Origin of the sequence: Caldanaerobius polysaccharolyticus DSM 13641 (genome assembly GCF_000427425.1) — a bacterium.
GTDB lineage: Bacteria > Bacillota > Thermoanaerobacteria > Thermoanaerobacterales > Caldanaerobiaceae > Caldanaerobius > Caldanaerobius polysaccharolyticus.
The window spans coordinates 460,545-484,666 of record NZ_KE386494.1 but is presented as its reverse complement, the minus strand read 5'-3'; the positions used below and the strand labels follow the sequence as shown (position 1 = coordinate 484,666).

The 24,122-nt window shown below is 40.7% G+C and carries 20 protein-coding genes, 1 CRISPR repeat array and 1 other annotated feature (1 of these 22 only partly in view); of the genes, 17 read left to right on the top strand and 3 right to left on the bottom strand.

Annotated elements, in window-relative coordinates; all coding sequences use genetic code 11:
- The first annotated feature begins 3 nt into the window (after positions 1 to 3).
- The 17 genes from hydA to CALPO_RS0103250 all read left to right on the top strand — a co-directional run bounded on the left by hydA (position 4) and on the right by CALPO_RS0103250 (position 19,367).
- Positions 4 to 1,392, top strand: coding sequence for a dihydropyrimidinase (gene hydA, locus CALPO_RS0103330; RefSeq protein ID WP_026486056.1), 1,389 nt, complete (start codon positions 4 to 6; stop codon positions 1,390 to 1,392).
- 31 nt (positions 1,393 to 1,423) lie between these two features.
- Positions 1,424 to 2,644: a YgeY family selenium metabolism-linked hydrolase gene (locus CALPO_RS0103325; protein WP_026486055.1), complete on the top strand. Its 1,221-nt coding sequence runs from the start codon at positions 1,424 to 1,426 to the stop codon at positions 2,642 to 2,644.
- 28 nt (positions 2,645 to 2,672) lie between these two features.
- Positions 2,673 to 3,881, top strand: coding sequence for an NAD-dependent dihydropyrimidine dehydrogenase subunit PreA (preA, locus tag CALPO_RS13165; protein WP_051585806.1), 1,209 nt, complete (start codon positions 2,673 to 2,675; stop codon positions 3,879 to 3,881).
- A gap of 313 nt (positions 3,882 to 4,194) precedes the next feature.
- A complete protein-coding gene (cfbC, locus tag CALPO_RS0103315; RefSeq protein ID WP_456059071.1) occupies positions 4,195 to 5,019 on the top strand; it encodes a Ni-sirohydrochlorin a,c-diamide reductive cyclase ATP-dependent reductase subunit in 825 nt (274 codons plus the stop codon).
- Complete coding sequence (locus CALPO_RS0103310; protein WP_026486053.1) at positions 5,016 to 5,333, top strand: P-II family nitrogen regulator; 318 nt, start codon at positions 5,016 to 5,018, stop codon at positions 5,331 to 5,333. Before cfbC ends, CALPO_RS0103310 begins: the two co-directional genes overlap by 4 nt.
- The gene (locus CALPO_RS0103305) at positions 5,334 to 5,693 is read left to right on the top strand and encodes a P-II family nitrogen regulator (protein WP_026486052.1); all 360 of its coding nucleotides are present in this window, start codon (positions 5,334 to 5,336) and stop codon (positions 5,691 to 5,693) included. It begins immediately after the preceding gene.
- Positions 5,693 to 7,309: a nitrogenase molybdenum-iron protein alpha chain gene (gene nifD / locus CALPO_RS0103300; RefSeq protein ID WP_156940127.1), complete on the top strand. Its 1,617-nt coding sequence runs from the start codon at positions 5,693 to 5,695 to the stop codon at positions 7,307 to 7,309. Before CALPO_RS0103305 ends, nifD begins: the two co-directional genes overlap by 1 nt.
- Positions 7,302 to 8,660, top strand: a complete 1,359-nt coding sequence (gene nifK, locus CALPO_RS0103295) for a nitrogenase molybdenum-iron protein subunit beta (RefSeq protein WP_026486050.1) — start codon at positions 7,302 to 7,304, stop codon at positions 8,658 to 8,660. The genes nifD and nifK overlap by 8 nt, the downstream gene beginning before the upstream one ends.
- 11 nt (positions 8,661 to 8,671) lie before the next feature.
- Positions 8,672 to 10,021 (top strand): nitrogenase iron-molybdenum cofactor biosynthesis protein NifE, encoded by a 1,350-nt coding sequence (gene nifE, locus CALPO_RS0103290; protein WP_026486049.1) that lies wholly within the window; start codon positions 8,672 to 8,674, stop codon positions 10,019 to 10,021.
- A gap of 20 nt (positions 10,022 to 10,041) precedes the next feature.
- Positions 10,042 to 11,433 (top strand): nitrogenase component 1, encoded by a 1,392-nt coding sequence (locus CALPO_RS0103285; RefSeq protein ID WP_245589878.1) that lies wholly within the window; start codon positions 10,042 to 10,044, stop codon positions 11,431 to 11,433.
- Between the two features lie 15 nt (positions 11,434 to 11,448).
- Entirely contained in the window at positions 11,449 to 12,246 is a 798-nt protein-coding gene (locus tag CALPO_RS13160; RefSeq protein WP_035172071.1) for a radical SAM protein, read from the top strand.
- 13 nt (positions 12,247 to 12,259) lie between these two features.
- Complete coding sequence (locus tag CALPO_RS0103275; RefSeq protein WP_026486047.1) at positions 12,260 to 12,601, top strand: NifB/NifX family molybdenum-iron cluster-binding protein; 342 nt, start codon at positions 12,260 to 12,262, stop codon at positions 12,599 to 12,601.
- A 23-nt stretch (positions 12,602 to 12,624) separates the two neighbouring features.
- Positions 12,625 to 13,428 (top strand): molybdate ABC transporter substrate-binding protein, encoded by an 804-nt coding sequence (modA, locus tag CALPO_RS0103270; RefSeq protein WP_035172068.1) that lies wholly within the window; start codon positions 12,625 to 12,627, stop codon positions 13,426 to 13,428.
- Between the two features lie 3 nt (positions 13,429 to 13,431).
- Positions 13,432 to 14,109: a molybdate ABC transporter permease subunit gene (modB, locus tag CALPO_RS0103265; protein WP_026486045.1), complete on the top strand. Its 678-nt coding sequence runs from the start codon at positions 13,432 to 13,434 to the stop codon at positions 14,107 to 14,109.
- On the top strand, positions 14,110 to 15,174 hold the full coding sequence (locus tag CALPO_RS0103260) for a sulfate/molybdate ABC transporter ATP-binding protein (RefSeq protein ID WP_026486044.1): 1,065 nt from the start codon (positions 14,110 to 14,112) through the stop codon (positions 15,172 to 15,174). It begins immediately after the preceding gene.
- Positions 15,175 to 15,230: 56 nt separating this feature from the next.
- Entirely contained in the window at positions 15,231 to 16,115 is an 885-nt protein-coding gene (locus tag CALPO_RS0103255; protein WP_026486043.1) for a helix-turn-helix domain-containing protein, read from the top strand.
- Positions 16,116 to 16,217: 102 nt separating this feature from the next.
- Complete coding sequence (locus CALPO_RS0103250) at positions 16,218 to 19,367, top strand: alpha-mannosidase (protein WP_026486042.1); 3,150 nt, start codon at positions 16,218 to 16,220, stop codon at positions 19,365 to 19,367.
- 39 nt (positions 19,368 to 19,406) lie between these two features.
- Here CALPO_RS0103250 and CALPO_RS0103245 read toward each other — a convergent pair whose 3' ends face one another.
- From CALPO_RS0103245 to CALPO_RS0103235, 3 genes are all read right to left on the bottom strand, one after another.
- A complete protein-coding gene (locus tag CALPO_RS0103245; protein ID WP_026486041.1) occupies positions 19,407 to 20,399 on the bottom strand; it encodes a Gfo/Idh/MocA family protein in 993 nt (330 codons plus the stop codon).
- Between the two features lie 857 nt (positions 20,400 to 21,256).
- Positions 21,257 to 21,412 carry a helix-turn-helix domain-containing protein gene (locus CALPO_RS14815; protein WP_218915141.1) on the bottom strand — a complete coding sequence of 52 codons (156 nt, stop codon included), beginning with the start codon at positions 21,410 to 21,412 and terminating at the stop codon, positions 21,257 to 21,259.
- A gap of 210 nt (positions 21,413 to 21,622) precedes the next feature.
- Positions 21,623 to 21,877: a helix-turn-helix domain-containing protein gene (locus CALPO_RS0103235; protein ID WP_026486040.1), complete on the bottom strand. Its 255-nt coding sequence runs from the start codon at positions 21,875 to 21,877 to the stop codon at positions 21,623 to 21,625.
- A 245-nt stretch (positions 21,878 to 22,122) separates the two neighbouring features.
- Positions 22,123 to 23,472: direct repeats of the CRISPR family, unit length 30 nt; unit sequence GTTTTAATCGGACCATTATGGAATTGAAAT.
- Between the two features lie 463 nt (positions 23,473 to 23,935).
- Positions 23,936 to 24,122: a sequence feature (most likely nonfunctional fraction of RNA operon), on the top strand; it runs 320 nt beyond the window's last position.

The following is a 24,122-nucleotide window of genomic DNA, read 5'->3' as shown; positions in this document are numbered from 1 at the left end:
AAGATGAAAATGTACGACATGATTATAAAGAACGGCACGATTGTAACAGCATCCGATGTATTCAAAGCGGATGTGGGTGTGAAAAACGGGGTTATTGTGGCATTGGGTAATAATTTAAAAGATGATGGCGCAGATACGATCGATGCTGAGGGCAAATATGTGTTTCCCGGCGGGATTGATGTTCATACCCATCTGGAGATGCCCTTCGGGGGCACTGTCTCCAGTGATGATTTTACCACGGGTACCATCGCAGCTGCCTGCGGTGGTACTACCACTATAATTGATTTTGCCGTGCAAGCAAAAGGCCAGTCGTTGGAGCAAACCGCAGAAACGTGGCATAAAAAGGCTGATGGCAAAGCGGTTATCGATTATGGGTTTCATATAGCTATTACCGATATGAATGAGGATATATTAAATGAGATGCCTAAGGCTATAAAAAATGGCTATTCCAGCTTCAAGCTTTTCATGACCTATGATGGTTTGAGGGTAAATGATGATGTGTTGTTAAAGGCCTTGATTATGGCAAAAGAAAATGGTGGATTGATATGCGTTCACGCTGAAAATTACTATATAATCAACTACCTTGTAAAAAAATTTCTTAAAGAAGGCAAGGTAGAGCCAAAATACCATGCGCTAAGTCGACCGACGGTGGCAGAAGCAGAAGCTGTAAGCCGCGCTATAAAAATAGCGAGCCTTGCAGATGCTCCACTTTATATAGTGCATTTAAGCTGCAAAGAGTCTCTGATAGAACTTGCAAGGGCAAGAGCCCAGGGATTGCCGGTTATGGCGGAAACCTGCCCGCAATATCTGCTGCTATCCGAGGAGAGATATGAGGAGTCTGATTTCATGGGAGCAAAATACGTCATGTCACCGCCTTTAAGGTCAAAAGACAATTTAGAGCCCTTGTGGGACGGTATCGCTCGAGGAGATATACAGGTGGTGTCAACTGACCATTGCCCGTTCTTTTTAAAAGGACAAAAAGAACTGGGGCGGGAATCTTTTAACAAAATACCCAATGGTGCCCCAGGAATTGAAGCGAGGATGGCACTTTTATACACTAATGGAGTTGGCACGGGGAAATTAAGCCTTCAGCGATTTGTAGAGGTTACAGCTACCAATCCAGCTAAGATTTTCGGACTATACCCCTCAAAAGGCACCATAGCTGTGGGAAGCGATGCTGATATGGTCTTGTTTGATCCTAATGTGAAGAAGAGGGTAGAAAAAAGTGAGCTTCATGAAAATGTGGATTATACCCCGTACGAAGGTTTTGAGATGACTGGATATCCTGTTATGACCATTTTAAGGGGAAAAGTTATCGTGGAAGAAAATCACTTTGTAGGTCAAAAAGGTGCAGGAAAATTTATAAGGCGTCAGTCGCCAATTTTGCTGTAAATATAAAAATATCATTTAAGGAGGAGATATTATGTACGACAGGATTATGGATTATACGGAAAAAATGAAAGATGATGTCATTGCATTTGCTCAAAAGCTCATTCAGACGCCCAGTACCAGTGGCAGCGAAGAGGAATTGGCAAAGATTTGCGTCGATAAGATGAGGGAGTTGGGTTATGATGAGGTGTTTATAGACGATATAGGAAATGTAGTGGGTATAATAAAAGGTTCAGGAGGTGGACCTAATATCATGTATAATTCCCACATGGATCATGTGGATCCAGGGGATGAAAGCAACTGGCAATATCCTCCCTACGGGGGAGTTATAGCCGATGGTTACATTCACGGCAGGGCTGCCAGTGACGTAAAAGGAGGTATGGCATCTCAGATTTACGCAGGTGCGCTTTTGAAAAAAGCAGGCATAAAATTAAAGGGCGACTTCATATACACCGGCGTTGTCCAAGAAGAGCCTGCGGAGATGTTTGGCATGAAATACCTGTGCGATAGGACTTTCCCACAAAAAGGTATAAAGTTTGACCTTATGATAACCTCTGAAGCTACGTCCATGAACCTGTTTTTAGGACACCGCGGCAGGGTGGAACTGGAAGTTACTACAAAAGGGCGCACCAGCCACGGTAGTGCACCGTGGAGAGGTATAAACGCCGTGTACCTTATGATGCCCGTCATAGAGGAGGTTAAGAAACTGGCTGAAACGTTGCCTGAACATCCTTTTCTCGGCAAGTCTACTCTGGCATTGACTATAATAAGCTGTAGCCCCGGCCGACTGTCTATAATTCCTGATATATGCACTGTTTCGCTGGATAGGAGACTCATACCAGGGGAGACTGCGGAGATGGCCGTAGAGCAGATACAGGAGATTTTAGATAAGATAAAAAAGTCCAATCCGAGTTTCAACGCTGAAGTGAAGATTAGAAAGGTAGTGGAAACTTCCTATAAAGGGTACTCAGAAGAATGTGAAAAGAAGATGGATCCATGGATAGTAGAAAAAGACCATCCTTTTGTTATCGAAGCGGTTCAAGCGTTAAAAGAAATTGGACAGAATCCGGGTTTTGGCAAATGGGATTTTGGTACTGACGCTAGTTATGTGACAGGGGTGCTGGGCATACCGACAATCGGTTATTCACCTATGGAAGAAAAATACGCCCATACGCCTTATGACAGAGTAAGTATAGATAACCTGGTTAAATCTGTGGCAGGGAATGCCGCTATAGCCTACAAAATTGCAGGTTGAGGCAATTGAAGTGAGGTGATTTCAGGATATGCCATTAAATAACATAGAGAATTCTAAAGTCGACATAACAATGGAATTCTGTGGATTAAAGTTTCCCAATCCCTTTGTGCTGGCATCAGGACCACCTACAGCTTACGGTTCAATGATAAAAAGGGCATTTAAAATGGGATGGGGTGGAGCGGTATTAAAGACACTAAAACCCGATGACATGGACATAGAGTATGTTAAACCGCGCTTTTCTGTGATTAAAACGGGTCATGGAGAGATAGTTGGTTTTCAGAATATAGAGTTGGTGACAAAACGATCTCTTAGTGTATGGCTTGAGGAAATAAAAGAGATCAAGAGAGAATACCCTGACCGAGTTTTAATTGCCAGTATAATGGCTGAGGTTGAAAAGAAAAGCTGGCAAGAATTGGCCTCTAAAGTGGAAGAAGCAGGGATTGATGCTGTAGAACTTAATTTCTCATGTCCCCACGGAATGCCGGAAAAAGGGGTAGGGGCTGCTATAGGCCAGGATGCGCAACTGACGGAGGAAATAACGCGATGGGTTAAAGAAGCAGTGAATGTCCCCGTTATCGTAAAACTTACTCCTAATGTCACTGACATAACGGCGATCGCAAAGGCCGCAAAGAACGGTGGGGCTGATGGCCTTGCAGCGATAAACACTGTACAATATCTGATAGGTGTGGATCTGGATACGCTGGAGCCTTTGCCGTCTGTAAACGGGTATTCTACCTATGGAGGATATTCAGGTTTGGCGGTAAAACCTATAGGTTTGAGAACGGTGGCTCAGCTGGCCAAGTATACAGATCTACCGATATCGGGTATTGGTGGGATAACTTCATGGGAGCACGCGCTGGAGTACATGCTACTGGGAGCCTCATGTGTACAGCTATGTACTGCCGTTATGATAAAAGGCTTTAGCATCATACATGGTTTAATTAAAGGTTTGGAGAATTATTTGATGAGGAAAGAGGTCGATTCTCTTAAAAAATTGATTGGTCGGTCTATAGAGCGTGTTACGGATTATTCTATGCTAAAGGTCGAAACTAAAACAGTAGAAATTAAGAAAGATTGGTGTATAAACTGTGGAGAATGCGTCAAAGTTTGCCGCGATGCCGGTTACAACGCACTTACACTAAATCCTGATAGGGGCCTCATTATAGATAAAAACAAATGTGACGGATGCTCACTTTGTACACATATATGTAGTAGAAAAGCATTATATATAGCATAATAAACAAAAGCTGTGTAAGATGAAATTTTATAATCGCAAAAATTCATTATAAAAAATTTTCTAAAACCTATTGACAGATCATCAAATTGCTTATATAATTAGATTCAAGTAAAACAACCGATGCGATGCAGTAAAAAAGGAAATGCAAAGGCGCTTTTCACGGTGGGTGTGAAAAGCGCCTTTTAAGCTAATGTAGTGTCGCATTGGGGAGCGGAGATGCTCTCGATTACAGGTTGAAGATACCTGTATCGGGAGCATTTTTGTTTGTAATACTGCATCTATCGGTAAATTTAAAATTATCAAGGTAGAAAGGATGGTAAAAGTGAGGCAGATTGCTATTTACGGAAAAGGTGGTATAGGGAAATCCACTACCACCCAGAACCTTACTGCAGCATTATCTGTTATGGGTAAAAAAGTTATGCAAATAGGTTGTGACCCCAAAGCTGATTCCACCAGGATGCTTATCGGCGGTAAGAGACAACATTCCGTGCTGGATACCTTAAGGGAAACAGGTGATGTAAAACTGGATGACATAATTGAAATAGGGTTTAACGGCATAAAGTGTGTGGAATCGGGAGGACCTGAACCTGGGGTAGGTTGTGCAGGTCGTGGCATTATAACATCTATAGGGCTTCTGGAGAATTTAGGTGCTTACACCGACGATTTGGATTATGTGTTTTACGACGTTTTGGGCGACGTTATGTGCGGCGGTTTTGCTATGCCTATCCGCGAGGGAAAAGCTCAGGAAATTTATATAGTAGCCTCAGGAGAGATGATGGCGCTATTTGCTGCCAACAACATATGCAAGGGTATACGCAAGTTTGCCGAAACGGGTGGTACCAGGTTAGGTGGAATTATATGCAATTCCCGTAAGGTTTGCCGTGAAGAAGAACTCCTCAACGCTTTTGCAGAGAGAATAGGAAGCCAGCTTATTGGGTTTATCCCCAGAGATAACATAGTTCAGCAGGCGGAGATCCGCAAGCAGACGGTTATACAGTATGCACCGGATTCTGAACAGGCTAAGGCGTATTTTGAGCTGGCGAAGAAAATCGACGAAAACACCAAGTTCTGCATACCTGAGCCTATGGGCTTTGACGAGCTGGAAAACATGATGATGGAATGGGGGATTGTGGAATGAAGATGATAAGGGCCATTATAAGGCCAGAAAAAGTAGATGCTGTAGCGGAAGCACTGGATGCAGCTGGTTTTCCGGCTCTTACCAGAATTGATGTTTTTGGCCGTGGTAAACAAAAGGGAATAAAAGTAGGTGAAATAGTGTACGATAGCCTTCCTAAGGCAATGCTTATGATAGTGGTGGAGGATGAGCAACTGGAAAAGGCCGTTAAAGTCATTCAGGGGAGTTCATACACCGGCAACATCGGCGATGGCAAAATTTTTATATCGCCTATAGACGAAGCTTATACCATAAGGACGGGAGAAAGGAGGCTTTAAATGAAAGAAATTATCGCTATCATAAGGATGAACAAGATGGAAGATACAAAAGAGGCCCTTGCTGCCACAGGATTTCCGTCGTTTGTGGCATACAGAGTACTTGGACGGGGCAAGCAAAAGGGCCTGCAGATTCCATATCCTCCTCAGTATACCGAAGAAGAGATTAAAGACAAAAAAATGAAGTTTATCCCCAAGCGGATGATCTCCATAGTGGTAGAGGATGAATTTGTACCAGCGGTGGTAGCTGTGCTTATGAGGATAAACAGGACGGGTAATATAGGAGACGGCAAGATATTTGTATGTCCTATAGATGATGCCGTAAGGATCAGAACAGCAGAACGAGGAAAGGAGGCACTATGATGTCTTTTAATACGACGGCAAAGAAACGGGTGAGCATTGAAGAGTGCCAGAAAATTGTGGACCAGATGTTTACCAAGTTTCCTAATAAGACAAAGGAAGTTAGAAAAAGGCACGTAGTAGTAATTGATCAGAGTAAGGAAAAACAGAGAATCGAGGCCAACGATAGGGCGATTCCTGGCGTTTTAACCAATCGCGGTTGCGCTTATGCAGGCTGTAAAGGGGTTGTGTTTGGCCCTGTAAAAGACGTGCTTCACATAACCCACGGTCCTGTAGGTTGTGCCTATTATACGTGGTTGACAAGGCGCAATCTAGCTAAAGCTGAAGAAGGGCAAAAAAACTTTATAAATTATTGCCTTACAACGGATATGCAGGAAACGGATATAGTTTTTGGGGGCGAAAAAAAATTAGCTCAGGCTATACGAGAAGCTTACGCTATATTTAAGCCCGAATGTGTAGGAATATACGCTACATGCCCTGTAGGTTTGATAGGCGATGATATTGAAATGGTGGCTAAAAAAGTTGAGCAGGACCTGGGTATAAAGGTTATACCTGTGAGATGCGAAGGTTATAGGGGCGTAAGCCAATCGGCAGGACACCATCTTGCTTCTAATGCGCTTATGGAGCACCTTATAGGTACGGAGGAGTTGGAAAATCCCGGGCCCTTTGATATCAATGTATTCGGCGAATACAATATAGGCGGAGATTACTGGGAGATAAAGAGGCTTCTGGAAGACATTGGATACCGTATAGTAAGCTCTTTTACTGGTGATGCTTCTTTTCACGATATTGCTAAATCCCATAGGGCCAAGTTAAGTATTCTTCTATGTCATAGATCTATAAATTACACCAACAGGATGATGGAAGAAAAATTTGGTGTACCGTGGATGAAAGTAAACTATATAGGCATAGACGACCTTATACAAAGTCTCAGGGATATAGCCAATTTCTTTGATGATCCTGGACTTAAAAGGAGGACAGAGGAGGTTATAGCCAGGGAACTGGAGCGAATTATACCTATCATAGATTATTACAGGGAAAGGCTGCAGGGTAAAAGAGTAATGCTTTTAGTCGGCGGTTCCAGGACCCATCACTTTAAAAACATGTTTGAACGATTGGGTATGGAAGTAGTGGTGGCAGGTTACGAGTTTGCTCATAGAGATGACTACGAGGGAAGAAAGATAATACCTGAGATAGTGCACACAGGCCGTTCAAAGATACTGGAGGACATCCATTACGAAAGAGATCCTAATGTGGTTTCGGCTTACGACGATGAGTACATTCAGATGAAGAAAGAAGAAATACCTCGTTTGATGGATTACGAAGGATTGAGACCCCATATGAAAGATGGGGAAATAATGGTAGACGATTATAATCACTTCGAGTGCGAATATCTGGTCAAAGAACTGGGAATAGATCTTTTCTGTTCAGGGATAAAAGACAAGTATGTTTTTCAAAAAATGCATATTCCTTCTCGTCAGATGCATTCCTATGATTACAGCGGTCCTTATACAGGTTTTAATGGCTTTATAAAATTTGCCCGCGATGTAGACATGGCAGTTAACAGCCCTACATGGAGTTTTATTACGCCACCATGGAAGGAGGAAAAAAATGCTTGATTATACGCCTAAGGAGATTGTAGAGAGGAAAGCACTGACCATAAATCCTGCTAAGATATGCCAGCCTATTGGGGCCGTTTTGGCAGCAAAAGGTATACACAATTGTATGCCGCTGACCCACGGCTCTCAAGGTTGTTCATCTTACTTACGCATGGCATTAGCCAGGCATTACCGTGAGCCTTCTATAGCAGCTACCAGTTCTTTTACTGAGGATTCAGTTGTGTTTGGTGGTAGAGAAAACTTGAGAGAAGCTGTAGAAAATGTAATAAAACTTTATCATCCTGATGTAATAGCTATAAGTACCACCTGTTCGGCAGAAACCATAGGTGATGATGTTTACAGCTTTATGGAAGAAATCAAAGGAGAAGAATTCTTTGATCCCAAGATAAAGGTCATAATATCCAATACGCCCAGCTATGTAGGTTCACATATAACCGGTTACGATAACGTGGTAAAGTCTATTGCAGAGACTTTTCCTAAGAAAAGAACGCCAAATGGTAAGTTGAATATAATACCGGGATTTATAGAACCCGGCGACATTAGGGAAATAAAGAGAATTTTAAATATGATGGGAGTCAGTTATATCGTATTTCCTGACACCACCGACGTCTTTGACGCCCCATTAAAACCCGGTTCAGGTGGCATTTATCCTCCAGGGGGCACTACTATACCTGATTTAGAAGACATTGCTAATTCAGTTGCTACCATCGCTTTGGGTAGGTGTGCTGGAGGATCGGGTGCTATGGTTTTAAAAAGCCGCTTTGGTGTTCCTGCGGTAATAGGTCCTACTCCTATTGGAATTACCAATACTGACAAATTTGTTATGACTGTGAGTGATTTAATGGGAGTTCCGATACCTCAGGAGCTAGAGGACGAGAGAGGGCGACTTGTGGACATGATGACAGATGCCCATCCCCACTTCCACGGTAAAAAAGTTGCGGTCTTTGGAGATCCCGATGTGGTAGTAGGGATTGTGGGGCTGTTGGCGGACATGGGAATGGAACCTGTATTTGCCCTTACAGGGACCCCTGATAAACAATTTATATCTGAAGTAAATAAAATAGCTCCGGATTGCGAGGCTATTATAGGAGATCTGTTCTTGTTACATCAGAAAATAAAGAATAGACCAGTGGATCTTCTGATGGGAAATACTTACGGGAAATATATTGCCAGAGCAGAGGATATACCCTTTATAAGGATAGGATTTCCCATATTTGATAGAGCTAATCTTCACTTTTTCCCGATAGTAGGATATATGGGAGCGGCCAGGTTAGTAGAAAGGATAGGAAATACGTTGCTTGATAGAGTGGATAGAGACGCCTATGACAGTTACTTTGAGCTGATATTATAGGAGTGAAGTATATGGATGCATTGAATATTGAAGAAATACCGATAGTGGAAAGGAGAGAATTTATAACTAAAAAGGGCAGGCGTAAGAGCGCCATAAAGTGTGACACCTACAGCGTTGCCGGCAGTGTAAGCCAGAGAGCGTGTGTTTTTACAGGAGCCAGGGTCGTCTTAAATCCCATTACCGATGCCATACACCTTATACACGGACCCATAGGGTGTGCCAGCTATACCTGGGACATAAGGGGAAGTTTAAGCAGCGGTAGTGAGCTGTATCGTTTTAGTTTCTCTACGGATTTAAAGGAGCACGATGTCATATTCGGTGGCGAGAAAAAACTTTCTCTCGCCATCGATGAATTGGTTGAGAGGTATAATCCAAAGCTCATATTTGTCTACTGCACGTGTATCGTGGGGGTAATAGGAGATGACGTAGAGGCTGTATGTAAAGCGGCTTCAAAGAAATACGGCATCAAAGTCATACCTGTGCAGTCTAGTGGTTTTTCAGGCAATAAGGCTATGGGATACAGAGCTGCCTGTGATGCCCTTCTTAGGTTAATTGAGCCTGAAAATAAGAATCAGGTCAAAAAGGAAAGGAGTATAAATTATCTAGGAGATTTTAACCTGGCTGCAGAGGCGTGGATAATTAAGAGCTACTTAAAAAGAATAGGAATTAATGTAAATACGGTATTTACCGGTGATTCTACATGTGATAGCCTGTTGAAATCCCCTTATGCTTCTCTAAACATTGTTCAGTGCACCGGCTCTATGGTATATTTGGCCCAGCGCATGAAGGAATTGTACGGCATACCTTTTATTAAAGTTTCTTTTTTGGGAATAGAAGACACGTCTGAATCATTAAGGGCTATTGCTAGGATATGGGGCGGTGATGCAATAGAGAAAGCGGAGGCATTGATAAGAGAAGAAACATCAAAGATAGCTGGCACGATAGGCTTCTACAGGGAAAGGCTTAAAGGAAAAAGAGCTGCTATTTATGTGGGCGGTGGGTTTAAAGCTATTTCTTTGATCAAACAATTCAGGGAACTGGGCATGAATGTGGTGATGGTTGGAACCCAGACCGGCCGAAAAGAGGAATACGAGGTCATAAGTGAGATAGCAGATGAAGGCACGATAATAGTTGACGACGCCACCCCTGATGAGTTAGAGAAATTTATACTGAAAAAAGGGGCTGATGTGCTAGTGGGCGGCGTAAAAGAAAGGCCTCTGGCTTATAAATTAGGTATCGCCTTTGTAGATCACAACCACGATAGAAAACACCCCTTGAGTGGGTATGTAGGTGCGGTTAATTTTGCCAAAGAGGTTTATTCCACGGTGTGTTCGCCGGTGTGGAAACACACTAAATTGTAAGGCGGGAGGAGGATAATATTGTGATCAGTGAATATACTTATGCCAGGCAATTAAACGAAAATCCCTGTAACATGTGTATGCCCATGGGAGGGATTATACCTTTTAAAGGCGTAGAGAAATCCATGGTTATAATCCACGGCTCCCAGGGCTGCTGCACTTACATGCGACGGCATATTTCTGAGCATTTCAATGAACCTGTCGATGTGGCCTCATCGTCGTTAAACGAAAAAGAAACCATATATGGCGGTGAAAAGAATTTAAAAAAAGCGCTGGATAACGTGATGAAGGTATACGTACCTACGGTGATTGGCGTACTTACTACTTGCCTTACTGAAACTATAGGTGAAGACATAGATAGGATTGTATCTTCGTACCGTGAAGAGAGGGGATTGGATGATGTATTTATAATTACGGTTCCTACTCCAGGGTATGGTGGAACCCACAGTGAAGGCTATTTTATGACGGCAAGGCGAATTATCGAGGAAATGATAAAGCAGGGTAGTGCTTTAAAGTACAGGAAAAAGCCTGAAAAACCTAGAATAAACGTAATTATACCCCATATAAGTCCTGCTGATATAAGGGAAATAAAGAGATTATTGGATACTATGGGTGCTGATTATATACTTTTTCCCGACTATTCTGATACCCTTGATAGCCCTTTTAGTAGACCTTATAAAAAAATACCTGATGGCGGTACTAAAATTCTGGATATATGTTCTATGACTGAAAGTGTAGCTACCGTACAAATGGGTGTAACCGTAGATGACAAAATATCTCCTGGCAAGTATCTGCAGAAGGATTTTGGCATACCTCTGTATAATATTCCTATTCCTATAGGAATAGATAATACAGATTTATTTTTAAATACATTAAAAATGATTACAGGGAATGAAATTCCAGAGGATTTAAAAAAAGAGAGAGGAAGACTCATAGATTGCATGATAGATTCCCATAAGTATAATTCCGAGGGGCGCTGCGCTATTATAGGAGAGCCTGAAAACGTGTACGCCGTTTCAAAGTTGTGCATGGAAAATGGTGTATATCCAGCAGTGGTTGCTACGGGTAGTAAAAATAACGTATTGCTTAATCTCTTAAAAAATATTCTTTATGAATCGCCTTATGATGTAACTATTTTAAGTGAAACAGATTTTACTACCATAAGGCAAAAATGCAGGGAAATGGGAGTTAATATAGCAATAGGGCATTCCGACGGCAGGTATCTGACCGAGCGCGAGGGAATACCTCTGGTAAGATACGGTTATCCCATTCACGATAGGGTAGGCGGTCAAAGAATACTGTCGGTAGGGTATAGGGGTACGATGATGTTTCTGGATAGGATAACCAATACTCTTCTGGAGCGCAAACACAGGAATTACAGAGAATCTCTTTACAAACAATTTTACACTGCTTGAAAGGTGGGTGGTAGTATGAATAGAGATTTTGGACATCCGTGTTTTAACCCGGGAACAGTAAAAACCCATGGTAGGGTTCATCTTCCTGTGGCTCCACGCTGTAATATAAAATGTAAGTATTGCGATAGGAAAACTCATTGTGCTAACGAAAATCGCCCTGGTCTCGCGGCGAAGGTTATGTCGCCCGATGAGGCATTGGCTTATTTGTCTGATGTATTAAAAAGAGAACCGAGGATATCGGTGACGGGAATTGCAGGTCCGGGGGACCCGCTGTATAACTATGAAACCTTTGAAATGTTGCGCTTGATAAAAAAAGAGTTTCCTGATATGATATTATGTTTAAGTACCAACGGTTTGCTGCTATACGATACTATTTATAATTTAGTGGATTGTGGCGTTAGCACCCTGACAGTAACCATTAATGCTGTAGATCCTTATATAGGAGAAAAGATATACGAATACGTTGCGTACGAGGGCAAGACGTATCGCGGTTACCAAGCTGCTCAATTGCTGATAGAAAAGCAGTTAGAGGGAATAAAAGCGGCGGTAGATAACGGACTTTTAGTTAAAATAAATACCGTTGCTATACCCGGCGTAAATACAGATCACGTTCACGATATAGCAAAAACAGTTAAAAAATTAGGGGTGGTATTAATGAATATAATGCCTCTTATTCCCCAGGGGGATTTTTCTAATATTTTGCCTCCGGATTGTCAACAACTGGACAAAATGAGGAAAGAGAGCTCGTCTATCATTCAGCAAATGTACCATTGCCGTCAATGCAGGGCTGACGCGTCAGGTCTTCTTGAATAAAAGGGGGAAATCTATGGTGCATAGGATAGCTGTGGCTACCAGTGATGGCAAAATGGTAAATGAACATTTTGGTCATGCCAGACACTTTCTTATTATAGATATTTACCAGGACGGTAATTATGAGGTAGTAGGGATAAGGGATTGCATACCTGCCTGTGGTTTTGGTGACGATGGTAAAGATCGGATGGAAACGGTAATAAGCGCTATAAGCGATTGCAATGCTGTAATGGTCAGCCGAATAGGTTTTTCTTCGATGGATAGGTTAAGGAAAAGAGGTATTTTACCATTGGTTATGCCTGGGTACATTAAAGACGCAATTGAAGCGTTTTTTAACGATTTTGTGGCTAAAAGGTGATGATATCAAAAGGAGCTGTTTAAATGGATATAAAACGCATTGGCCTTATTTGTTTAATGGCCTTCTTGATCGTATTTGGAGGTTGCAGCGTCAAATCAATTGAATCAAGCGATAATAGTAAAGAGCAGCCCTCTACAGAGAATAAGGTATTAAGGGTTGCTGCTGCAGCGGATTTAAGCATGGCTTTTAAAGAAATTGGTGAAAGGTTTGAAGAAAAAAATGGGTGTAAAGTGCAATTGATTATAGGTTCTTCTGGAACGCTTGCGCAGCAAATTGAAAGCGGTGCACCTTTTGACGTGTTTGCGTCTGCTGATTTGAAATATATCGACCAGTTAGATGATAAAGGAAAAATGGTTCATGGTACTAAGAAGCTCTATGCTCAGGGTAGGATTGCCCTGGCGACAAAGATTGAGGGCTCTTTACGCGTAGAAAAACTGGATGATTTAACAAATCAAGAAGTAAAAAAGATTGCTATTGCAAATCCGGAACATGCACCTTATGGGGCTGCGGCACAGCAAGCACTAGAAAAAGCGGGGGTATGGGACAAAGTAAAAGACAAATTGGTGTACGGAAAGAATGTTGAAGATACGTTGAGCCTTGTAGAAACGGGGAATGCAGATGCAGGTATAGTTGCGGTATCTATTGCCAGTAAAAGAGTTAAGTTATACCCTATAGATGAAAGCCTTTATACACCTTTGAAGCAATATATAGGTGTGATAAAAAGGGCAAAAGAGGAGGACTTGGCGAAAAGGTTTGTGGGTTATGTAGTGAGTGGAGAAGGAAAAAGTATTTTGAAGAAATACGGCTTTGCGTTTGGGGAGGAATAGAGTATGCAAGGAATCGATCTATTCCCGTTATTTTTATCATTAAAGGTGGCTTCTATTGCCACGTTTTTTTCTATTATACTGGGACTTCCTCTAGCGTATTGCTTGAGCAGGTCAAAAAGTCAGCTGGCCGATGCTTTTGATACCCTTGCAACTCTTCCGGTGATTTTTCCACCAACTGTCCTTGGGTATTATTTGTTGATCTTTATAGGTCGGCAGAGTCTTATAGGTAAATTTCTTGAAAATAATTTTGGGATAATACTGGTTTTTACACCTGCTGGTGCGGTAATCGCCTCTATGATAGTATCAGTGCCTTTCCTAATCAGATATGCCAGATCGGCCTTTGCGGAAATAAATCCTGACGTACTGGATGCGGCCAGGTTGTTAGGAAGAAGTGAAATAAATATATTTTTCTCTGTGGCTATTCCTATAGCGTGGAGGGGGGTTGCTACAGCGATCATTATGGCTTTTGCAAGGGCTTTGGGGGATTTTGGTACTACTCTTATGGTATCAGGAGATATCCCTGGATACACGCGGACGATGCCACTTGCTGTTTATGATGCTATACAGGGTGGAGATATAAACCTTGCTAATAAACTGGTTATTATCATGACAGTGACTGCAGTGTTTCTCCTTTTTTTGCTCAATGGTTTAAAGAATAGAACGATAAAGGGGAGACAGTAGATGTTGGAAGTATTTTTAAAGAAGATCATGGGATCTTTTAGTTTGTCAGTCGTTTTAAAGGCGAATAAAGGTATTGTAGGCGTTTTAGGACCATCAGGGAGCGGAAAAAGTTTGACGCTTCGGTGTATAGCAGGATTGATAAAACCTGATGAAGGCGAGATTGTTGTAGACGGCAAACCTGTTTTTGACTCTTGCAAAAAAGTAAATGTACCTCCCAGGGAGAGAAATATCGGATATATGTTTCAAAATTATGCCCTTTTTCCTCATTTGACCGTAGAGCAAAATATTGAGTTTGGTCTCTATAAATTGCCAAAGAAAATAAGGAAGGAAAAGGTTAATAGTATGATAGAAAAGATGAAATTGTGTGGGTATGAAAAACATTATCCATTTCAGCTTTCTGGTGGCCAACAGCAGAGGGTTGCCTTGGCAAGGACTTTAATAACACAACCCCGGGTGCTTCTTTTAGATGAACCTTTTTCAGCTTTGGACAATCACATTAGAAACCTGGTACAGCAGGAATTTTTTCAGGCTATCAGGCAGAACTTTAATGGCACCGTTCTTATGGTGACTCACAATATAGATGAAGCTTATAGATTATGTGATAAAGTGGTAGTTTTTTCAGAAGGTACTACGATTCAATCGGGAGAAAAAGGAGAAGTTTTTGAATACCCAACTAGCATTAATGCAGCGAGGATAACAGGCTATAAAAATTTTTTTAAAGCGCGAATATTAAAAGAAACCAGGTATTATTATGTTATAAGTACGGACTTTTTTCAGTTAAGAGCAATCAAAAGAGAGGAATGTATTAGCCGCGATGTAATGGTATGCATAAGAAATGACCATCTGCAGATCTTTACATCTCCCGTGGAAAACTCCTGTGAGTGTGCCATTGTGGACGTAATTAAAGGGATTTTCTCTGAGACTTTTTTAGTAAAGTGCGGCGAGTGGGTATTTCAGGTAGAATTGCCTAAGGAAAAAAGCCAGGAGCTAAGAAATTTAAAAAGCAGTTCTTTTTATCTTCATTTTCCTTTTGATAAAATCGTTCTGCTCTCTAGACAAAGCTGAAAGATAAATTGCTTAAATCGGTTTTTTGTTATAATGTTAAATTAAGGGGGATGCTTATGGATATTGTCAAAGCATCAAAAAAGCTGTCAGAGCTAGATATCCAGATCGCTATGGATAATATTGTCGTCGATATTTTATGGTTTAGGGTGATGATTTTAGACGGAATGTGGAATATCAGTAGGCATACCCACTCCAGCTTTGAATTTCACTTTGTCTCATCAGGCGCCTGCGAAGTGGTATTAGACAGTGGAGGATTTGTGGCTAAAGCTGGGGAGTTTTATGTAACAGCGCCTGGCGTGTATCACCAGCAGAGATCTGTTGGCGATGGTCATTACGTGGAATACAGCATAAATTGCGATTTTAAAAAATTAAATGAAGGGTTTTCGGAAGCCTGCGGTATTCTTGATGCATTGTCATCTGCCAGATGTATGCCTGTGAAGGATATATACAATGCTATAGAGTATTTTTATCGAGCGCTGGAAGAGGCATACCATCAAAAAATAGGTTTTTACAACAATATAAAATGCTTGGCTGCTATAATAATAGCCATGGCCGCAAGAGCTGTAAGTAAAGGCAATGAGTCGACGTACGATGTACCGCTTAAAGCGAAAGAAGACGACTACAGGTTTACTATAATAAGGAAATTTATTGAGGATAATATAGCCAATAATATTACCACAGTGGATGTAGCGAATTACATGCATCTGAGCCATAAACAGGTGTGCAGGATAGTGAGGAGGAAAACAGGAGGCTCTACTAAAGACCTGATTGACCGCATAAAACTCGATAGAGCCAAAAGTCTATTAAAGGATACAAGGCTGAGCATTAAGGAAATTGCCAGTGTATTAGGTTTTTCCAGTGAGTATTATTTTAATCAATTTTTTAAAAGGAAAGAAGGGTACCCACCTGGGGTGTATAGAAACAACATTAAAAATGTCTAAAAATCTTAAAAATAAGTCCGATATTTGAATTTTTATGTAATGCCATTGCTGTATAATTGAAGTTGGTGACATGATAATATTTATCGATGAGGGGTGAAAGCATTGTATTTTGAGGTTGAAAGGATAGAGCGAATTTTACGGGAATTAAAAGAGTATATTTACTCAGAAAAGATTCCCATAGAGTCCTACAAAGTGAAGCCTTGTGGTTATGGGGATTATCATTTACTGGACAGCGATGGTTCAGATTGGGATACTTTTTTGAAAGGCGATAGGTGGGGAGGAAGGGATAAGCACTTTTGGTTTAAAACTGCCGTAAAGATACCGGAGAAATTTGGAGGCAAGACAGTAGTTTACAATCTGTCTACTGGCAGAGAAGGTGGCTGGGATGCTTTAAATCCTCAGTTTTTACTTTACATAAACAAAAAGTTGATCCAGGGATTGGACGTCAATCACAGGGAAGTGTTGCTATGCGAAAATGCCAGTGTTGGAGAAGTATACAACATAGATTTGTATGCATATGCCGGTATGGGTGAGGGCTTGGTTGAGCTGAATTGCAGTATAGCCGTGCTGGAGAGAGAAGTAGAAAGATTGTATTATAATATGAAAGTTCCTCTGGATGTAGCCAAATTGCTGGATGAAGACGATCTCAGGAGGATTCGCATTCTCCAGTACTTGACAGAGGCTGTGAATAAAATAGACCTGCGAAAGCCCTTTAGTGAGAGCTTTTTTGCTTCTGTAAAAGAGGCAAACGATTATCTCGATACGGAATTTTACGGTAAATACTGCGGAAACGAGGATGTTGTAGAGATATGCGTGGGTCATACCCATATAGACGTAGCATGGCTTTGGACATTAGCCCAGACAAGGGAAAAAGCGGCAAGGAGTTTTGCCACGGTAATAAACCTTATGAAGCAGTACCCAGAGTACATTTTTATGTCCAGTCAACCGCAGTTATATAAATTTGTCAAAGAAGACCATCCAGAACTGTATAGAGAAATAAAGGAAATGGTCAAACAAGGCAGATGGGAAGCTGAAGGGGCGATGTGGCTTGAGGCCGATTGTAACCTTACATCAGGGGAATCCCTTGTAAGGCAGATTTTATTTGGAACCCGTTTCTTTAAAAAAGAGTTAGGCGTTGAAAGCAAAATATTGTGGTTGCCGGATGTGTTTGGGTACAGTGCGGCCCTTCCGCAGATACTTAAAAAGAGCGGCATAGACTATTTTATGACCACTAAGATAAGCTGGAATGAGTACAACCAGATGCCCTACGACACGTTTATGTGGAGGGGAATAGACGGAACAGAGGTATTGACCCATTTTGTATCCACCAGAGATTATTCCAAAGGTAAACCTGAAGGCTGGTTTACTACCTACAACGGATTTATAAACCCGTCGCAGGTAATGGGTTGCTGGCAGAGATATCAGCAAAAGGATTTGAGCAATCAGGTTTTGAACTGTTTTGGGTACGGAGATGGAGGCGGTGGCCCTACAAAGGAGATGCTGGAGAATGCCAGGAGACTGGAAAAGGGTATACCGGGATGTCCTAAAGTCAAGATGGGCAAAGCTCTTGATTTTTTTAGGAATTTAGATAAAAAGGTCAAGGGGAATAAAAAGCTTCCTAAGTGGGTAGGGGAGTTGTACCTGGAGTACCACAGGGGAACTTATACCTCCATGGCGCGGAATAAAAAATACAACAGGAAGACAGAGTTTTTAAATATTGAGGCTGAACTGTTTTCGGCCATGAACAGCGTTTTGCTTGGAGGAAAATACCCTCAGGAAGAGATCAACAAGTGCTGGGAAGTCACGCTGTTAAACCAGTTTCACGATATACTTCCAGGATCTTCAATAAAAGAGGTTTATGAGGACTCCAAGGTGCAGTATGAGAGGGTCAATGCCATAGGTAGGGATATAGTGAACACAGCCATATGCAGTATATCATCTAATATAGGCATTAAAGATATTTCTGTGGTGGTGTTTAATCAGCTAAGCTATGAAAGATCTGACATAGTTAAATTTGAGCTGCCTGAGGGTTGGGATAGTGCCTTAATTTACGACGGGGATAGGCTTTTGCCGTCGCAGGTAGTAGAGGGCAATAAGGTAATATTCTTTGCAGAGAGAGTTCCTTCAAAAGGTTATAAGGTTTACACATTAAAAAAAGCTGAGGCTCCCAATGAACGCAATGGCGAGCTTAAGGCAAGTAAGGCTGAGCTAGAGAACAGGTTCTTTGATATTCGGCTGGATGATAGCGGCAATATCGTATCTATATACGATAAAATAAATGATAGGGAAGTGCTAAAAGCCAATCATCGAGCGAATGTGCTACAGGCGTTTGAAGATAAGCCCCATAACTATGATGCGTGGGATATAAATATATACTATCAGGAAAAAATGTGGGAGATTGATGGCGTAGAGAGCATCGATGTGGTGGAACAAGGTCCGGTTAGAGCCGCCCTTAAAATAAAGAGAAAATTCATGGATTCTGTTATAGAGCAGATCATTTACATTTATAAAGACATACCGAGGATAGACTTTGCCAACAAAATAGATTGGAAGGAAAAACAGATCCTGCTCAAAGCGGCATTTCCTGTAGATATACACGCTGACAAGGCCACCTATGAGATCCAGTACGGCAACGTAGAGAGGCCTACTCACTGGAACACGAGCTGGGATTATGCCCGCTTTGAAGTTCCTGCTCATAGGTGGGTGGACCTGTCAGAGGGCGGCTATGGAGTCAGTTTGTTAAACGACTGCAAGTACGGCCATGACATTAAGGATTCGGTGATGAGGATTACGCTTCTCAAGTCTGCAATCCAACCCAATGAAGATGCGGACAGGGAGTTGCACGAGTTTACCTACTCGCTGTACCCTCACAGTGGGGATTGGAAGGCCGCTGATGTGGTGTCCATGGCTTACAACCTCAATTGCCCCATGTACGCTAAGGTAGAAATGCCCCACCAAGGCAAACTGCCTTCAGAGCTTTCGTTGCTCGGTGTGGACAAAAACAATGTGGTGGTAGAGGTGGTAAAGAAGGCAGAAGATAGTGATGATGTAATAGTCAGGATGTATGAGTGCTACAATGCCAGGACAAAAGTTAAGTTTACATTCTTTAAACCTTTTGAAAGGGTTGTTGAATGCGATCTCATGGAAAACGAGATAAAAGATCAAGATTTCCAAGGCAATACCTTTACTTTTGAGATTAGGCCGTATGAGATAAAGACTTTTAAAATAACCACAAAAATAACATCTAATTAACCAAAATTGGAGGGGTTAAAAGCCCCTCCTCAAATATTTTTATTCAAATTCTATTATTCGGTTTTCATCAGCCGCTTGCCTTGCCAAAAGACAGGCCTTTGTTACATAAAATGCGTCGTCAGCGCTTACCAAACAGTTCCCTTCTCCTCTTACTTCTTTTATAAAATCATAAAAGGTAACAGGGCCTTCTTGAAGGGGGACTTCAATCAAACCATTTACGGATTCATTTAGCATAAATACCTTTCCGTGTACGACTTCGACTATCCCTTTTGTTCCGACTATTCTAATTCTGTCATCGTCATGGGTTGGCGCATTTTGAGGGCGCAAGTAGTCTATATTTACTGTGGCAAAGGCCTCATCTTCTAAGGTGAAGCTGCAAGTTGCTGAGACCTCCAGGTCGCCATGTCGATTGTTATACATTTTAGAATGAGTCGCAAAGACGCTTTTAAATTTTTTACCGCTAAACCAATAAATCCAATCAACAGCATGACTGCCAACCCATGGGATTGTCCCTCCATAAGTTTCCCTTCTTTTATAAAAATCCTGCCTTATGCCGAGCTTATAGGATTTTTGGGCGTGGATAAGCCTTACTTCGCCGATTTGGTTGCCTTTGACAAGGTTATAGGCAGTCCAAAAATGAGAAGTGTATCTTATTCCGAACATCGTTGAAAGCTTCACCTTCGTTTTTTGATATGCATCTATCAGCTTATTAAGATCTTGCAGAGTCGTGGCAACGGGTTTTTCAATGTATACATTTATCCCTCTGTACATCGCGTCAATGGCAATTTGTGAATTTTTGTAAAAGAAAGTATTAATGACGGCAATGTCAGGCTTTAATTCAGCGAGCATTTCCCTAAAGTTATCGTATACCTTTGGTTTAAACCCGAGCTCACAAACCTGTGAGATGAGTTTTTCGATATTCTCACCTTCGCAACCAGGTGATATTCCCACAACCTCTGAGCTTTTATCAGCTTTGATTCCCCTTAAAGCGTATACATAATGACCACTTGTGCCGATTATGCATATCTTCATAGCGAAAAATTACACTTCCTTTCGATATTTGATATTCTACAATAATGAAGCAAAAAGCTTATGCATTTACGTTAAAGACATCACGTTTGATTCTTGAAAAGCCACCTGTTGTTGTATCGCTACTTATTCATGAGATAATAATATTAATTGGAGCAAATGGGAATTTAATGTTTAGCGTTTTTTAATTTGATTATGATAAACTGCTTCAGAGTCGCAGGTTACTCGATTAGCTTGTCTTTTCCTCTTATTGTTCAAAACAAACGTGGGTTATGATGTACCTAAGAAAACATTGGTAGCGTGACTTTAAGTGGTGTTTGTCATTGTTTTGTATTAGTTTTTCTAGATACGCATACAAAATCCCCCTTATTACTTGCTTGCAAATAGTTTAAGAGAGTGTTTGCTTGATGTAATATTCTTATACACTTTCATTCAATTATACGTTATAACTAAGATATAATCAACAAAAAACAATATAAAACCTATAAAACATAAACTTTTTATTAACAATACCAATTGAAATGACTCTCGCTCATATATATTGCTGAATTTTTATAGAAATATGGAAGCTTTAAAAATAATAGCTAGATTATAGGAGAAATACCTTTAATTTTAATTGCAATATCTCCAATGTATTTTCGGACTATTAAAAACAAAATAATATTATAAGTGAAATAAATGGCAATGTTTAGGTCTGTAGCATCATCTATTGCGCCATAAAGATTCTTGTTTTCTATCTAGGAGTTTTACGATGCTTTCTAGGGCTTTGCATACCAGCAGAGACCAACATTCTATAGATAGAAGAGTAGCTAAGTTTAATACCCTCCTTTTCCTCGAGGAGGTCCCTGAAATGAGAGAAATTAGACAAAAGATTCACCTTGCTCCTTAACTCCCTTTTTAAGTCTAAAGATTTGACGCTGACTTAGGCCTAAAGCTTGCGCAGCTTCCTTGACAGTTAGTATTCCATCAATAGTTTTGCTGATAATAATTAGTTTTTGTAATTCCCTTTGATTCATATAATATCATTCCCTCTCATACTGTTATTGGTAATTATAGTCACAGATTTTATCTACTTGTTATTGACTCTTCCCTCTTATTTTACTCGTTTTTTATAATTGCTTTTTAACATCATATATACTCAAAGCTTTCTATGTCATCGGCTTTATATACTCTCTATTACGATTTTTGATATCCTCAGCTTCTTGGAATTTATTCAATTGTATTCGTCATGTAGTACAGAAGTTAGACAATGTCTTAATATCAATGATCATTTGTTTTATATCATCAGAGATAGCATGCGCAGGTTTACGGTTTTGATTTTTGCGAATAAGTGCCGCAGCTCCGCTTTCCCTCACTCCTTTTTTCAGGCGTATTACCTGGCGGACACTCAGGCCTAAAACCTCTGCTGCTTGTTTAACGGTCATACTGCCTTCAAGAGTTTTTGAAATGACAGTGTATCTTTTTAGTTGTTCTTGTGACATAAGATAACGCCCCTTGTTCTTCATAGTGATATTTTATCATAATAGTTAACAAGATGACATTATCACATAATAATCACAACGATGCAATTCATGGTGTTTACTTGATTGTACGAATGTGGTAAAATATAATTTAATAAATATTGAGTTTGTCAACGCCTGGAGCTTTTTGCATTATCTGAAGTTGACAAAAAATTTATACCAGGACAGGGTATTAGAAGTGCTGATTTTATGCGTGTTTTTTCTGGGTTTTAATCGGACCATTATGGAATTGAAATAGGGTTTTATAAATTTTATCAGAACAAACTGGAGTAGTTTTAATCGGACCATTATGGAATTGAAATCGGCAAAGATGGCCGCATACTTGAGTGGAAGACTTGGGTTTTAATCGGACCATTATGGAATTGAAATAGAGGCATTGCAAAAGAGAAGTCGCACAGACTACAGTTTTAATCGGACCATTATGGAATTGAAATTAGACGGAGTCAGTATTGCAGCATTGTTAATGCCGTTTTAATCGGACCATTATGGAATTGAAATAGGCGTACAGGCATGGGATATACTTGCAAAAGCAATGTTTTAATCGGACCATTATGGAATTGAAATTGGCCAGTATATTTTGTTATACACAATTGTATTTGCAGTTTTAATCGGACCATTATGGAATTGAAATCTGATAGCTGGATATACGGTACCATCTATCTGGTGCGTTTTAATCGGACCATTATGGAATTGAAATAATGCTGTCATCTTTCCCTGCACACATCACCGTGCAGTTTTAATCGGACCATTATGGAATTGAAATGGGTCATACTCCCATTCGATTTCGTATACCTCGCATGTTTTAATCGGACCATTATGGAATTGAAATAGATTGGAGAAACTGCTGAAACAAAGCAAGTGAAAGGTTTTAATCGGACCATTATGGAATTGAAATGTTTTTGGATCCTTTGGTATCAAGTCCTCTGGGATGGTTTTAATCGGACCATTATGGAATTGAAATATAGGCTTGACATAAAACCTGCTGATAAACAAGACGTTTTAATCGGACCATTATGGAATTGAAATCTTCACACAGCTTTTCGTATTCTTTTTTTGTTTTTGGTTTTAATCGGACCATTATGGAATTGAAATATACGAATCTATACCAATCCCAGATCGCATCTCTTTGGTTTTAATCGGACCATTATGGAATTGAAATTCCTTACTTTTTTATCTGAGGCATATCGGCTATGCCTGTTTTAATCGGACCATTATGGAATTGAAATAATCTTCAAGCGTCTTACTCGGTGCGTCGTACCAGGTTTAAATCGGACCATTATGGAATTGAAATTTTTTGATCTATTAAATACAATTCTACATGACCCCGGTTTAAATCGGACCATTATGGAATTGAAATCTCTTCAAACAGGAGAATATAAAGGCACTCTGAAAAGTTTTAATCGGACCATTATGGAATTGAAATGCTAACAAACAATTTTCTAAAACGTATATAATCCATCGTTTTAATCGGACCATTATGGAATTGAAAGTATCATCTTTATCTTCATCCGTCAAAGGTTCTCCATATTTTAATCGGACCATTGTGGAATTGAAATAATATTTATTTCTACCTTTCTCTTTTTGGGTGCGCTTTAATTGGACCATAGCACAATATATGGAATGATATTAATATTTTTGATAAAGCTTGTGCAAAGCAGTGAGGTACTTGGTGATAACAATAGAATTGGCCTACAAATACTTGATACAACACCCCTATGCAAAAACCCCTTGACATAACGTGTAAAGCTGTGGTATATTAATAAAGCCACACGGGGCGAAAGAAGAAGCCCCTTGACAAAAGGTCAAAAGGGTGGTAAGCTATAGAAGCGTCGCGAGGGAGCAAAAAAAAGCACTTGACAGGAAGCGGCGCAGGTGATAGAATAAGAAGCTGTCAGCCGAGAGGCTAACGGACCTTGCCAATTAAACAGTGAGCGGGATACAAATGTGTTAAGTGATAGAAAAGAGTTTACAAGAGAGTTTGATCCTGGCTCAGGACGAACGCTGGCGGCGTGCCTAACACATGCAAGTCGAGCGGAGGTAGTGGAGCTTGCTCTGCTACCTTAGCGGCGGACGGGTGAGTAACACGTGAGCAACCTGCCTTTAAGACCGGGATAACACCTCGAAAGGGGTGCTAATACCGGATAACATTTACCCATCGCATGGTGGGTAAAGAAAGGGGGTAACCCGCTTAAAGAGGGGCTCGCGG